General features: G+C 72.6%; 10 protein-coding genes. 7 read left to right on the forward strand and 3 right to left on the reverse strand.

What is annotated here, in order from left to right:
* Positions 1–3: 3 nt before the first annotated feature.
* Together ACFVU7_RS37550 and ACFVU7_RS37555 are read right to left on the reverse strand one after the other, a co-directional pair.
* Positions 4–309 (reverse strand): type VII secretion target, encoded by a 306-nt coding sequence (locus ACFVU7_RS37550; protein ID WP_107418945.1) that lies wholly within the window; start codon positions 307–309, stop codon positions 4–6.
* A gap of 189 nt (positions 310–498) precedes the next feature.
* A complete protein-coding gene (locus ACFVU7_RS37555; RefSeq protein ID WP_074005662.1) occupies positions 499–2,949 on the reverse strand; it encodes a DNA topoisomerase (ATP-hydrolyzing) subunit A in 2,451 nt (816 codons plus the stop codon).
* Between the two features lie 297 nt (positions 2,950–3,246).
* On the opposite strand from ACFVU7_RS37555, the gene ACFVU7_RS37560 reads away from it, so the two are divergent.
* The 3 genes from ACFVU7_RS37560 (at position 3,247) to ACFVU7_RS37570 (ending at position 7,496) form a co-directional block, all read left to right on the forward strand.
* The gene (locus tag ACFVU7_RS37560; protein WP_388050169.1) at positions 3,247–4,596 is read left to right on the forward strand and encodes a M16 family metallopeptidase; all 1,350 of its coding nucleotides are present in this window, start codon (positions 3,247–3,249) and stop codon (positions 4,594–4,596) included.
* Positions 4,597–4,616: 20 nt separating this feature from the next.
* Positions 4,617–5,981, forward strand: a complete 1,365-nt coding sequence (locus ACFVU7_RS37565) for a M16 family metallopeptidase (RefSeq protein ID WP_388050187.1) — start codon at positions 4,617–4,619, stop codon at positions 5,979–5,981.
* 321 nt (positions 5,982–6,302) lie between these two features.
* The gene (locus ACFVU7_RS37570; RefSeq protein ID WP_387829453.1) at positions 6,303–7,496 is read left to right on the forward strand and encodes an RtcB family protein; all 1,194 of its coding nucleotides are present in this window, start codon (positions 6,303–6,305) and stop codon (positions 7,494–7,496) included.
* A gap of 88 nt (positions 7,497–7,584) precedes the next feature.
* On the opposite strand, the gene ACFVU7_RS37575 is transcribed toward ACFVU7_RS37570, so the two are convergent.
* On the reverse strand, positions 7,585–7,866 hold the full coding sequence (locus ACFVU7_RS37575) for an HPr family phosphocarrier protein (protein WP_049653316.1): 282 nt from the start codon (positions 7,864–7,866) through the stop codon (positions 7,585–7,587).
* A 227-nt stretch (positions 7,867–8,093) separates the two neighbouring features.
* On the opposite strand from ACFVU7_RS37575, the gene ACFVU7_RS37580 reads away from it, so the two are divergent.
* The 4 genes from ACFVU7_RS37580 (at position 8,094) to ACFVU7_RS37595 (ending at position 13,551) form a co-directional block, all read left to right on the forward strand.
* A complete protein-coding gene (locus ACFVU7_RS37580) occupies positions 8,094–10,910 on the forward strand; it encodes a GNAT family N-acetyltransferase (protein WP_234348448.1) in 2,817 nt (938 codons plus the stop codon).
* A 91-nt stretch (positions 10,911–11,001) separates the two neighbouring features.
* Positions 11,002–11,601, forward strand: coding sequence for a DUF5998 family protein (locus tag ACFVU7_RS37585; RefSeq protein ID WP_049653318.1), 600 nt, complete (start codon positions 11,002–11,004; stop codon positions 11,599–11,601).
* A gap of 44 nt (positions 11,602–11,645) precedes the next feature.
* Positions 11,646–12,833, forward strand: coding sequence for an alkaline phosphatase family protein (locus tag ACFVU7_RS37590; protein WP_049653320.1), 1,188 nt, complete (start codon positions 11,646–11,648; stop codon positions 12,831–12,833).
* 61 nt (positions 12,834–12,894) lie between these two features.
* Positions 12,895–13,551 (forward strand): thymidine kinase, encoded by a 657-nt coding sequence (locus ACFVU7_RS37595; protein ID WP_074005657.1) that lies wholly within the window; start codon positions 12,895–12,897, stop codon positions 13,549–13,551.

Below are 13,551 nucleotides of genomic sequence, written 5' to 3' on the forward strand. Positions count from 1 at the left end.
GAGTCAGTCCCTGCTGCCGGCTGCGCTGTAGGCCTTCGCGACGCCCTGTTCGTTGTCCGTGTAGGCCTTGAGTGATTCGTCCAGGCCCTCGTGGAGGTTGTGGGCCAGCTTGCCCATCCGACCCATCGCTCCGTGCCAGTGGCGTTCGAAGCCCAGGCATGCCGAGTCGAGCCACGCGTTGCCGGTCTGGCGGGCGATTCCGGCGTTCTCCAGGCTCTTGGCGACCGTCTTCATGCGCTTGGCGCATTCGTCGAGTTGCTTGGACACCGTTCTCATCCGGTCCATGTCGATCTTGAATTGATCGGTCAACTCCCCATCCCCCCAAGGATTGTGACGCGGTGTGGAGCACCTGTTCGGCGAACCTAACCCATGGGAGGGCAAAGTTCAGGCCATGACCGGGAATTGAAGATCGCCGTTCCGCAATCCCGGCCGGGCGGGCACGAAAAAGCGGAGGGGCACCGGACGATGTCCGGTGCCCCTCCGCTCGGGCGGGAGCCGCTACGCCGGGCCGGCGACCACCGCGATCGGGGTGGTGACCGGGGTGCCGGAGCCGTCGCGGCGCGGGTCGCGCTCGGGCAGGTCGACCGGGGCGCCCTTGGCGGTGGCGGCGCGGGCCGGGGCGGCGCCGGCCCAGGCGAAGGCCAGGGCGTCCTCGCCGCGCAGGAAGCGCTGGCAGCGCACGCCGCCGGTGGCGCGGCCCTTGCGCGGGTACTGCTCGAACGGGGTGACCTTCCAGCTGGTCTGCTCGCCGTCGGAGAGCGTGCCCGTGGCCGTGGCCACCGAGACCACCACCGCGTCCGCCGCCGGGTCCACCGCCGTGAAGGACAGCACCCGCGTGCCGTCCGACAGCTTGATGCCCGCCATGCCGCCCGCCGGGCGGCCCTGCGGACGCACCTGGCCGGCCGGGTAGCGCAGCAGCTGGGCGTCGGAGGCGATGAAGACCAGGTCCTCCTCGCCGGTGCGCAGTTCGACCGCGCCCACCAGCTCGTCGCCCTCCTTGAGGGCGATCACCTCGAACTCGTCCTTGTTCGCCGGCCACTCCGGCACCACCCGCTTCACCACGCCCTGCAGCGTGCCCAGCGCCAGCCCCGGCGAGGACTCGTCCAGGGTGGTCAGCGCCAGCGCCCGCTCCCCGTCCTCCAGCCGCAGGAACTCGCCCACCGCGGCCCCGCCCGCCAGCGTCGGCGACGGTGTCGGCGGCAGCGCCGGGAGGTCGATTACCGGCAGTCGCAGCACCCGGCCCGCGGACGTGACCACGCCGACGTCCGCCCGGGCCGTCGCGTGCACCGCCGAGACGATCACGTCGTGCTTCGCCCGCTTCTCCGACTCCTCGAACGGCTCGCCGTCCGCCGTCCGCGCCAGCAGGCCCGTCGACGACAGCAGCACCCGGCACGGGTCGTCCGCGACCTCCAGCGGCACCGCCAGCGCGGCCGAGGGCACCGCCCCCGCCTCCAGCAGCACCGTGCGCCGCTCGGTGCCGAACTGCTTGGACACCGCGCCCAGTTCGGACGACACCACGCTGCGCAGCTTGGTGTCCGACTCCAGGATCTCGGTCAGGTCCGCGATCTCGGAGGTCAGCTTCTCCTTCTCCTGCTCCAGCTCGACCCGGTCGAAGCGGGTCAGCCGCCGCAGCGGGGTGTCCAGGATGTACGCGGTCTGCGTCTCCGACAGCGAGAAGTGCTCCATCAGGCGTTCCTTCGCCTGCTGGGCGTTGTCACTCGACCGGATGATCGCGATGACCTCGTCGATGTCGAGCAGCGCGACCAGCAGGCCCTCGACCAGGTGCAGCCGCTCCTCGCGCTTGCGGCGGCGGAAGTCGCTGCGCCGGCGCACCACGGTGAAGCGGTGGTCGACGTAGACCTCCAGCAGCTCCTTGAGCCCCAGCGTCAGCGGCTGCCCGTCCACCAGCGCCACGTTGTTGATGCCGAAGGTCTCCTCCAGCGGCGTCAGCTTGTACAGCTGCTCCAGCAGCGCCTCCGGCACGAAGCCGTTCTTCACCTCGATGACCAGCCGCAGCCCGTGCTCGCGGTCGGTCAGGTCCTTGACGTCCGCGATGCCCTGGAGCTTCTTCGCGTTGACCAGGTCCTTGATCTTCGAGATGACCTTCTCCGGGCCGACGTTGTACGGCAGCTCGGTGACCACGATGCCCTTGCGGCGGGCCGTCACCGCCTCCACCGTCGTCGTCGCCCGGATCTTGAACGTGCCGCGGCCCGACTCGTACGCGTCCCGGATGCCCGACAGGCCCACGATCCGCCCGCCGGTCGGCAGGTCCGGACCGGGCACGAACCGCATCAGCGTGTCCAGGTCCGCGTTCGGGTGCTTGATCAGGTGACGGGCCGCGGCCACCACCTCGGACAGGTTGTGCGGCGGCATGTTCGTCGCCATGCCGACCGCGATGCCCGTCGCGCCGTTCACCAGCAGGTTGGGGAACGCGGCCGGCAGCGCCAGCGGCTCCTGCTCGCTGCCGTCGTAGTTGGGGCCGAAGTCGACGGTGTCCTCGTGGATCGACTCCACCATCGCCATCGAGGCGGCCGTCAGCCGCGACTCGGTGTAGCGCATCGCGGCCGGCGGGTCGTCGTTGCCCAGCGAACCGAAGTTGCCGTGCCCGTCGATCAGCGGCAGCCGCATCGAGAACGGCTGCGCCATGCGCACCACCGAGTCGTAGATCGACTGGTCGCCGTGCGGGTGCAGCCGGCCCATCACCTCGCCCACCACGCGGGCGCACTTCACGTGCGCGCGCTCCGGGCGCAGGCCCATCTCGTTGGCCTGGTACAGGATCCGGCGGTGCACCGGCTTCAGGCCGTCCCGCGCGTCGGGCAGTGCACGCGAGTAGATCACCGAGTAGGCGTACTCCAGGAAGGAGCCCTGCATCTCGTCCACGACGTCGACGTCGAGGATCCGCTCCTCGAAGTCTCCGGGCGGCGGGGTCTGCGAACTGCGGCGGGCCATCGCGGCGGGGCTCCCTTACGTGTCGCTGGCTGTGTCTCGGTCGGTCGCCGAACGCCGGGGGGCGGTCGTCGCTCGTCTCCGCACCGTCCCGCCGCCGGACCCGTCAACCGGGCGCCGTCGACAGGGCGCGGCGCCCCCATTGTGGACCCTCGGGCCGACACTCCCGGTCAGCGGCCCTCTTCCGCCCCTGGCGAACGGCCCCGTCCGCGCGGACACGAACACGGCTCCCGCACGTTGCACCACAATGGGGGACGCCACACGAACCCCCGACATCGACGACGGGAAGGACCCGAGCGCATGGCCAACCCGGCCCCCGCCTCCAGCCGAGGCATCGCCATCACCGAGCACCGCCTGGCCAACGGCCTGCGCGTAGTCCTCTCCGAGGACCACCTGACCCCGGTCGCCGCCGTCTGCCTCTGGTACGACGTGGGCTCCCGGCACGAGGTCAAGGGCCGCACCGGCCTCGCCCACCTCTTCGAGCACCTGATGTTCCAGGGCTCGGCCAACGTCACCAACAACGGGCACTTCGAGCTCGTCCAGGGCGCCGGCGGCTCGCTCAACGGCACCACCAGCTTCGAGCGCACCAACTACTTCGAGACCATGCCCGCCCACCAGCTGGAGCTCGCGCTCTGGCTGGAGGCCGACCGGATGGGCTCGCTGCTCGCCGCGCTCGACGAGACGTCCATGGAGAACCAGCGCGACGTCGTCAAGAACGAGCGCCGCCAGCGCTACGACAACGTCCCGTACGGCACCGCCTTCGAGAAGCTCACCGCGCTCTCCTTCCCCGACGGCCACCCGTACCACCACACCCCGATCGGCTCCATGGCCGACCTCGACGCGGCCACCCTGGAGGACGCCCGCACGTTCTTCCGGACGTACTACGCGCCCAACAACGCGGTCCTCTCGATCGTCGGCGACATCGACCCCGAGCAGACCGTCGCCTGGGTCGAGAAGTACTTCGGCTCCATCCCCGCGCACGACGGCAAGCAGCCCCCGCGCTCGGGCGAGCTCCCCGAGACGATCGGCCGCGAGATCCGCGAGGACGTCCACGAGGACGTCCCCTCCCGCGCCCTGATGGCCGCCTACCGCCTTCCGCACGACGGCACCCGCGAGGCCGACGCCGCCGACCTCGCCCTCACCATCCTCGGCAGCGGCGAGTCCAGCCGCCTCTACAACCGGCTGGTCCGCCGCGACCGCACCGCCGTCGCCGCCGGCTTCGGCCTGCTGCGGCTGGCCGGCGCACCCAGCCTCGGCTGGCTCGACGTCAAGACCTCCGGCGACGCCACCATCGAGCAGATCGGCACCGCCGTCGACGAGGAGCTCGCCCGCTTCGCCGCCGAGGGCCCCACCGCCGAGGAGCTCGAACGCGCCCAGGCCCAGATCGAGCGCGAGTGGCTCGACCGGCTCACCACCGTCGCCGGCCGGGCCGACGAACTGTGCCGCTACGCCGTCCTGTTCGGCGACCCGGAGCTGCTCAACGACGCCCTCCCCAAGGTCCTCGACGTCACCGCCGAGGAGGTCCAGGCCATCGCCAAGGCCCGGCTCCACCCCGACAACCGGGCCGTCCTCGCCTACGAGCCGACCGCCGCCGCCGAGACCGCCGCCGACTCCGACGCCGCTTCCGAAGAGGAGGGTGCCGCCGTATGAGCACCGACTACGTCCCCGCCATGACCTTCCACCCGCAGCCCCGGCCGGGCACGCCCAGCCCCTGGGACTTCCCCGCCCCCGAGCGGGCCGCCCTCGGCAACGGCATCACCGTCCTGCACTGCCACCGGCCCGGCCAGCAGCTGGTCGCCGTCGAGGTCCTGCTCGACGTCCCGCTCGCCGCCGAGCCCGAGGGCCTCGACGGCGTCGCCGGCATCCTCGCCCGCGCCTTCAGCGAGGGCACCGACACCCTCAGCGCCGAGGAGTACGCCGCCGAGCTGGAGCGCGCCGGCGCCACCCTCGACACGCACGCCGACCACCCGTGCATCCGGATCTCCCTGGAGGTCCCCGCCTCCCGGCTCCAGCGCGGCCTGTCCCTGCTCGCCGACGCCCTGCGCGCCCCGGCCCTGCCCGAGGCGGAGATCGAGCGGCTGGTCGCCAACCGCCTGGACGAGATCGTCCACGAGCAGGCCAACCCCGCCCGGCGCGCCGCCAAGGCCCTGTACGCCGAGCTCTTCGACGCCGCCGACCGGCTCTCCCGGCCCCGCGCCGGCACCGCCGACACCGTCAAGTCGATCGACCGCGCCGCCGTCAAGGCCTTTTACGACGGCCACGTGCGCCCCGCGACCAGCACCGTCGTGGTGGTCGGCGACCTCACCGGCGTCGACCTGCCCGCGCTGCTGGAGAGCACCCTCGGCACCTGGACCGGAACGGTCGCCGAGCCGTCCGTCCACGCCCCGGTCACCGGCGACGACCACGGCCGCGTCGTCATCGTGGACCGCCCCGGCTCCGTCCAGACCCAGCTGCTCATCGGCCGGATCGGACCCGACCGCCACGACCCGGTCTGGGCCGCCCAGACCCTCGGCACCTACTGCCTCGGCGGCACCCTCACCTCCCGCCTGGACCGCGTCCTGCGCGAGGAGAAGGGCTACACCTACGGCGTGCGCGCCTTCGCCCAGCCGCTGCGCTCGGCCGCCGACGGCAGCGGGCGCGCCATGCTCGCCATCAGCGGCTCGGTGGACACCGCCTCCACCGCCCCCGCGCTGGCCGACACCTGGGTCATCCTGCGCACCCTCGCCGCCGAGGGCCTCACCGACGCCGAGCGCGACGAGGCCGTGCAGTTCCTGGTCGGTGTCGCCCCGCTGAAGTACGAGACCGCGGGCTCGGTCGCCGGCACCCTGGCCGACCAGGTCGAGCAGTACCTGCCGGACGACTACCAGGCCGAGGTCTACCGGCAGCTCGCCGAACTGCCCACCGCCGCCGCCACCGAGGCGGTCGTCGCGGCCTTCCCGCCGGACCGCCTGGTCACCGTCCTGGTCGGCGACGCCGCCGTGATCGCCGACGACGTGCGGGCGCTCGGCATCGGCGAGGTCACCGTCGTCAGCTGACGGCCCCTCCCGGAACACCCTCCGGCCCGGTGGAGCATCCGCTCCGCCGGGCCGGACGCGTTTTTAAATCCGTTGCGGGCCGCGCCCGTTCCGTGGATAGATGTTCCCCGACGCACAGCACGTGCGAACTGCGACGAAGGAAGGGAGGCGGTCACCATGCGGGTCGAGCAAGCCATACGACGCTCCCCGAGGCCGTATTCCCCCTGCATCGTCGCCCCGGGCGCCTGAGCCCCACCCCCCTGAACTTCCCCGAGCCGCGCCGGGATTCCTCGCGCGGCACCACCTTCCCCGAACCACCCGACCCCTGGAGGTCGTTCACCCATGTCGTACACCGAGGTACCCGGCGTCCGCGTCCCGATCCGGATGTGGACCGACCCGGCCACCGTCGAGGGCCAGGCCCTCCAGCAGCTGCGCAACATCAGCTCGCTGCCCTGGCTGCACGGCCTCGCCGTGATGCCCGACGTCCACCTGGGCAAGGGCGCGACGGTCGGCTCCGTCATCGCCATGAAGGACGCGGTCTGCCCGGCGGCCGTCGGCGTCGACATCGGCTGCGGGATGAGCGCGGTGAAGACCTCGCTCACCGCCGAGGACCTCCCGGACGACCTCTCCGGCCTGCGCCGCGAGATCGAGCGGGCCATCCCGGTCGGCCGCGGCCTGCACACCGACCCGGTGGACCCGTCCAAGCTGCACGGCTTCCGCACGGCGGGCTGGGACGACTTCTGGCAGCGCTTCGATGGCATCGCGGAGGACGTCAAGTGGCGGCGCGAGCGGGCGATGCAGCAGATGGCGACGCTCGGCGGAGGAAATCACTTCATAGAACTGTGCGTTGATACGACTGACGCGGTCTGGCTGATGCTGCACTCCGGATCGCGCAACATCGGCAAGGAGCTGGCCGAGCACCACATGGGCGTCGCCCGCTCGCTGCCGCACAACCAGGGCCTGATCGACCAGGACCTGGCCGTCTTCCTCGCGAAGACCCCGGAGATGGGTGCCTACCGGCAGGACCTGTTCTGGGCCCAGGAGTACGCGAAGCTCAACCGCGCGCTGATGATGGCACTCTTCCAGGACGTCGTCCGTCGGGAGTTCACCAAGGCCGGGGTGACCTTCGACGAGGTCATCAGCTGCCACCACAACTACGTGTCGGAGGAGCGGTACGACGGCGTCGACCTGCTGGTGACCCGCAAGGGCGCGATCCGGGCCGGCTCCGGCGATCTCGGGATCATCCCCGGCTCGATGGGGACGGGTTCCTACATCGTCCGCGGCCTGGGCAACGCGTCGTCGTTCAACTCGGCCTCGCACGGCGCCGGCCGCAAGATGAGCCGCAACGCCGCGAAGAAGCGGTTCACCACCCAGGACCTGGTCGAGCAGACCAAGGGCGTGGAGTGCCGCAAGGACGGCGGCGTGGTGGACGAGATCCCGGGCGCCTACAAGAACATCGAGAAGGTCATCGAGCAGCAGAAGGACCTCGTCGAGGTGGTCGCGCACCTCAAGCAGGTCGTCTGCGTCAAGGGCTGACCAGGCCGGCCGGAGCACGGCGGCCGGAAAGCCGATCGGGGTGCCGCCGGAATCCGGCGGCACCCCGATCGGGTGCGTGCTGCGCGGCTCAGGCCGCGGCGGGGAGCTCGTCGAGGCCCTCGGAGACGAGCTTGGCGAGGCGGTCGAGCGCGTCATCGGCGTTCTCGGCGTCGGAGGCGAGGATGACCTCGTCGCCGCCCTGGGCGCCCAGGCCGAGGAGGCCGAGCATGGAGGCGGCGTTGACCGGGTTGCCGCCCGGCTTGGCGATGGTGATCGGCACGCCGGTGGCCGTGACGGCCCGGACGAAGACGGAGGCGGGACGGGCGTGCAGGCCCTCGGCCCAACCGATGGTGACGCGGCGCTCAGCCATGAGACGTGCCTTTCCGGTGAAGCTGGTCACGGCCGTGCTCGGTGAGCGGGGGGAAACGGCCATGTTGTCTAGACCAGTGTTGCACGCAGGCGGCCCCTGGGAACCGCAGCGTTCAGGACTTGTGATTGTTTCTTTTCGGGGCATAAACCCCGGTCGACGGCCCTGTCCACCCTGCCGTGAGCACGCGCCCGGCGCCATTCGGCTCGCCGCCGGATAACCTGACGAATGTGGAAGACCCCGCGGTGGCGAACCCCGCGCAACCCGACTATCCGCAGCACTGGGAAGCGGACATCCTGCTGCGCGACGGAGGTACGGCCCGGATCCGGCCGATCACCCCCGACGACGCCGGACGGCTCGTGGAGTTCTACGGGCAGGTGTCGGACCAGTCCAAGTACTTCCGGTTCTTCGCCCCCTATCCGCGGCTCTCCGACAAGGACGTCCGCCGCTTCACCCACCACGACTTCGTGAACCGGGTGGGCCTCGCGGTGGTGGTCCGCGACCGCTTCATCGCCACCGTCCGGTACGACCGGATCGACGCCGAGGGCCGCCCCTCCGAGACCGGCACCGACGCCGAGGTGGCCTTCCTGGTGCAGGACGCTCACCAGGGCCGCGGCGTGGCCTCCGCCCTGCTGGAGCACATCGCGGCGGTCGCGCAGGAGCGCGGCATCCGCCGCTTCCAGGCCGAAGTGCTGCCGGAGAACCGGAAGATGGTGAAGGTCTTCACCGACGCCGGCTACACCCAGCACCGCAGCTTCGCCGACGGCGTGGTGCACCTGGAGTTCGACCTGGAGCAGACCGACCGCTCGCTCGCCGTGATGCGCGCCCGCGAGCACCGCGCCGAGGCGCGCTCGGTGCAGCGCCTGCTCACCCCGCGCTCGGTGGCGGTGATCGGGGTCTCCCGCACCCCGCAGACCGTCGGCCGGGCCATCCTGCGCGACCTGCTGGGGGACGAGGCCCCGGCCGACCGCCCGGTGTACGCGGTGAACCGCAACGCCGCGCCCGGCACCGAGCTGGACGGCGTCCCGGTCCACCGTTCGATTCTGGACATTCCCGGGCCGGTGGACCTCGCGGTGATCGCCGTCCCCGAGGGCGCCGTCCCGGCCGCCGTCGCCGAGTGCGGCGCCCACGGGGTGCAGGGCCTGGTGGTGGTCACCGCCGGCTACGCGGAGACCGGTCCGGAGGGCCGGGACCGGCAGCGCGCGCTGGTCCGCCAGGCCCGCGCGGCCGGCATGCGGGTGATCGGCCCGAACGCCTTCGGCCTGATCAACACCGACCCCGAGCGCCCGCTGAACGCCTCGCTCGCCCCGCGCCTGCCCGGCCGCGGCGGCTTCGGGATCTTCTGCCAGTCCGGCGCGATCGGCGTGGCCCTGCTGGAGGCCTCCCACAAGCGCGGCCTCGGCGTCTCCTCCTTCGCCTCGGTCGGCAACCGTTCCGACGTCTCCGGCAACGACTTCCTCCAGTACTGGGCCGAGGACGAGGCCACCCAGGTGGTGCTGCTGTACCTGGAGTCCTTCGGCAACCCGCGCAAGTTCACCCGGATCGCCCGCCGGCTGGCCGCCGTCAAGCCGGTCGTGGTGGTCAAGGGCGCCCGGCACACCGGCAGCCTGCCGCCCGGCCACGCCGTCCCCGCCACCGCCACCGGCCTGCGCGACGCCACCGTGGACGCGCTGTTCGAGCAGGCGGGCGTCATCCGGGTGTCGACCATCACCGAGCTGTACGACACCGGCGAGCTGCTGGCCCAGCAGCCGCTGCCGCCGGGGAACCGGGTCGCGGTGGTCGGCAACTCCGACTCGCTCGGCCTGCTCACCTACGACGCCCTGCTGAGCGCCGGCCTGCGCCCGTGCACGCCCGTCGACCTCACCACCGCCGCGACCGGCGAGAACTTCCGGATCGCCCTGGACGTCGCGCTCGCCGACCCGGCCGTGGACGCGGTGATCGCCGTCGCCATCCCGCCGATCGGCACCTCCGCCCACGCCTTCATGGGCGGCCGGCTGACCGGCGAGGACGACCCCGCGATGGGCTCGGACGACCCGGAGATCGCCGCCGCGCTGCTCGAAGCCGGTGGCCGCGCCCGGGAGCTGGGCAAGCCGCTGCTGCTCACCCACCTGGCGCTGACCGACCTGCCGGTCCGGCTGCGCCCCGGCGGCATCCCCGCGTACGCGGCGCCCGAGCGGGCCGTGCACGCCCTCGCCCACGCCGTGCACTACGCGCAGTGGCGCCGCCGCACGGCCGCGGCGGAGGAGACGGCGCGCGTCCCCGAGCTGGACCGGATCGACGAGCCCGGCGCCCGCCGGCTGGTGGAGGCGGCGCTGAGCACCCGGGCCGCCGTCGCCGCACGCACCCAGCCCGGTGGTGCCCGGATCACCCTGTCCGAGGCCGAGGCACAGGAGCTGCTGGCCCGCTACGGGATCGACGTCTCGCCGGTGCGGCCGGCCCCGGACGAGGAGGCCGCCGTCGCGGCCGCCGCGGCGCTCGGCTACCCGGTGGCCCTCAAGGCGACCGCCCCGCACCTGCGCCACCGCCCCGACCTGGGCAGCGTCCGGCTGGACCTGACCGACGAGGCGGGCCTGCGCCGCGCCCACCGCGAGCTGGACGCGCTGCTCGGCGGCGCCGCGCAGGCCGAGCTGGTGGTCCAGCGGATGGCGCCGCGCGGCGTGGACACCGTGATCGCCGCCACGGTGGACCCGGCGGTCGGCGCGATCCTCTCCTTCGGCCTGGCCGGCGCCCCGGCCGAACTGCTGGGCGACACCGCGCACCGACTGGTTCCGGCCACCGACCAGGACGTCGCCGGGCTGATCCGGGAGGTGCGGGCGGCGCCGCTGCTGTTCGGCTGGCGCGGCGCCGAGTCGGTGGACACCGACGCGCTGGAGGAACTGCTGCTACGGGTGTCGCAGCTGGTGGACGACGTGCCGGAGATCGCCTCGGTGGATCTCGAACCGGTGGTCGTGGCCCCGCACGGACTGGCGATCCTGGGGGCGCGGGTGCGGGTGGCGCCGCTGCCGGTCCGCAGCGATCTGGGCCCGCGCGCGATGAGCACGCTGTAACCTTCCTTGGTTGCGCCCTGCCCGGGCGCTGTTGTCCGAAGCTCGGCGCCGTGCCGCCCGCTTCGTCGGCGGACCATGCCAGGATGGAGATATGGCGAAGACCGGTACCACCACCACTCAGGACCTGCGCTCGGCTATCGAGCGCAGCGGCTACTACCCGGCCCTGGTGTCCGAGGCGGTCGAGTCCGCGGTGGGCCCGGAGCCGATCAGCTCCTACCTGGTGCACCAGGAGACGACCTTCGACGCCAACGAGGTGCGCCGGCACGTCACGGTGCTGGTCCTCACCCCGACTCGGTTCGTGGTGAGCCACACGGACGAGCAGTCCGGGGCCGAGGGCAGCCCGGCGGTGCCGTTCGCGACGACCTCGACGGAGAGCGTCCGGCTGGACCGGATCGGTTCGGTGGTGGTGAGCCGGATGGTGGCGAACCCGGAGACGTACACCCCGGGCACCCTGCCGCGCGAGGTGGTGCTGACGATCGGCTGGGGCGCGGTGCAGCGCCTGGACCTGGAGCCGGCCGGCTGTTCGGACCCGAACTGCGAGGCCGACCACGGCTACACCGGCTCGGCCACGGCCGACGACCTCTCCCTGCGGGTGAGCGAGGCCGGCGACGGCCCGGAGACGGTGTCCCAGGCGCTGGTGTTTGCCCGGGCGCTGTCCGACGCGACGATCAGCACCGGCCCGCGGGTCTGAGTTCCGCCGCTTCCGACCGACCGCACCGCTACGAATCCGGTTCCATGTCCTTCGTTCCTGCCGACGGCTACGACGCCTTCGAGATCCTTGACCCGGCCACGGCCCCCGCGCCCCCGTACGGCAGTGGTTCGCTGTGCGACCTGCTGCCCTCGGTGGCGGCGGGGCTGGGCGTCCCCGGGTTCACCGCGACGCTCCCGATCGCCCCGGCGGACCGGGTGGTGGTGTTCCTGGTGGACGGCCTGGGCTGGGAGCTGCTGCTGCGCCACCCCGAGTACGCGCCGTTCCTGTCCTCGCTGGCCGGGAGCTCGATGGGGGGCAGCGGCCGTCCGCTGACCGCGGGCTTCCCGTCCACCACGGCGACCTCGCTGGCCTCGGTCGGCACCGGTACGCCGCCGGGCCTGCACGGCCTGGCCGGGTACACGGTGGCGGTGCCGGGCGCCGGCTACCTGATGAACCAGCTGCGCTGGCAGCCGCCGACCGAGCCGCACGCCTGGCAGCCGTACCCGACGGTCTTCGAGCGCACCCACCAGGCCGGGGTGGCGACCGCGCAGGTCTCCTCCCCGCTGTTCGCCCAGACCCCGCTGACCAGGGTGGCGCTGTCCGGCGGCACCTTCCTCGGCCGCACCACGGGCGAGGAGCGGATGGACCTGGCGGCCTCCTGGCTGGCCGAGCACGACCGGGCGCTGGTGTACACGTACGTCAGCGAGCTGGACGGCGCGGGCCACCGCTTCGGCGTGGACTCGGACGAGTGGCGGATGACGCTGGACGCGGTGGACCGGCTGGCCCGCCGGCTGGCCGCGCAGCTGCCGCCGCGTTCGGCGATGTACGTGACGGCCGACCACGGCATGATCGACATCGCCCCGGAGGACCGGATCGACTTCGACGAGGACTGGGAGCTGGGCGCCGGCGTCGCCCTGCTCGGCGGCGAGGGCCGGGCCCGGCACGTGTACGCGGTGCCGGGGGCCGCGGCCGACGTGCACGCGGTCTGGAGCGAGGTGCTGGGCGACCGGATGTGGGTGGCCACCCGGGACCAGGCGATCGCGGCGGGCTGGTTCGGCCCGGCCGTGGACGAGCGGGTGTACGCGCGGATCGGCGACGTGGTCGCCGCGGCGCGCGACGACATCGCGATCACCGCCTCCCGCAACGAGCCCGGCGAGTCCGCGATGATCGGTCTGCACGGTTCGATGACCCCGGTCGAGCAGTTCGTGCCGCTGCTCGAAGTCCGCGGCTGAGCCGCTCGATCGACTCTTCTGCGCCCGAATTCCCTTGATGTGAAAGGCCCTTGCTCCACCCATGGCTGAACTGGTGTTCTTCTCGGGCACGATGGACTGCGGCAAGTCGACGCTGGCGCTGCAGATGGACCACAACCACACCGCGCGCGGCCGGCAGGGAGTGATCCTCACCCGCAACGACCGGGCGGGCGCGGCGACGATCTCCAGCCGGCTGGGCCTGCGGGCCGACGCGGTCGAGGTGACGGACGACTTCGACTTCCACGCGCACGTGGTGCACCGGCTGTCGGCCGGCGGCCGGGTGGACTACCTGATCTGCGACGAGGCCCAGTTCTTCGCCGCCGAGCAGGTCGACCAGCTGGCCCGGGTGGTGGACGAACTGGACATCGACGTCTACACCTTCGGGATCACCACCGACTTCCGCACCCGGCTGTTCCCGGGCTCGCAGCGGCTGATCGAGCTGGCCGACCGGGTGGAGGTGCTCCAGGTCGAGGCGCTCTGCTGGTGCGGTGCGCGGGCCACCCACAACGCCCGGACGGTCGGCGGGGTGATGGTCGTCGAGGGCGCCCAGGTGGTGATCGGCGACATCTCGGTGGACCGGGACGAGGTCGGCTACGAGGTGCTGTGCCGCCGCCACCACCGCCGCCGGCTGACCGCCGCGACGGCGCACGCCTCGGTGCTCTCCCCGGACGTGCTGCCCTTCGAGGAGCAGCAGGCCTGA

This window comes from Kitasatospora sp. NPDC058046, assembly GCF_042885595.1.
GTDB lineage: Bacteria > Actinomycetota > Actinomycetes > Streptomycetales > Streptomycetaceae > Kitasatospora.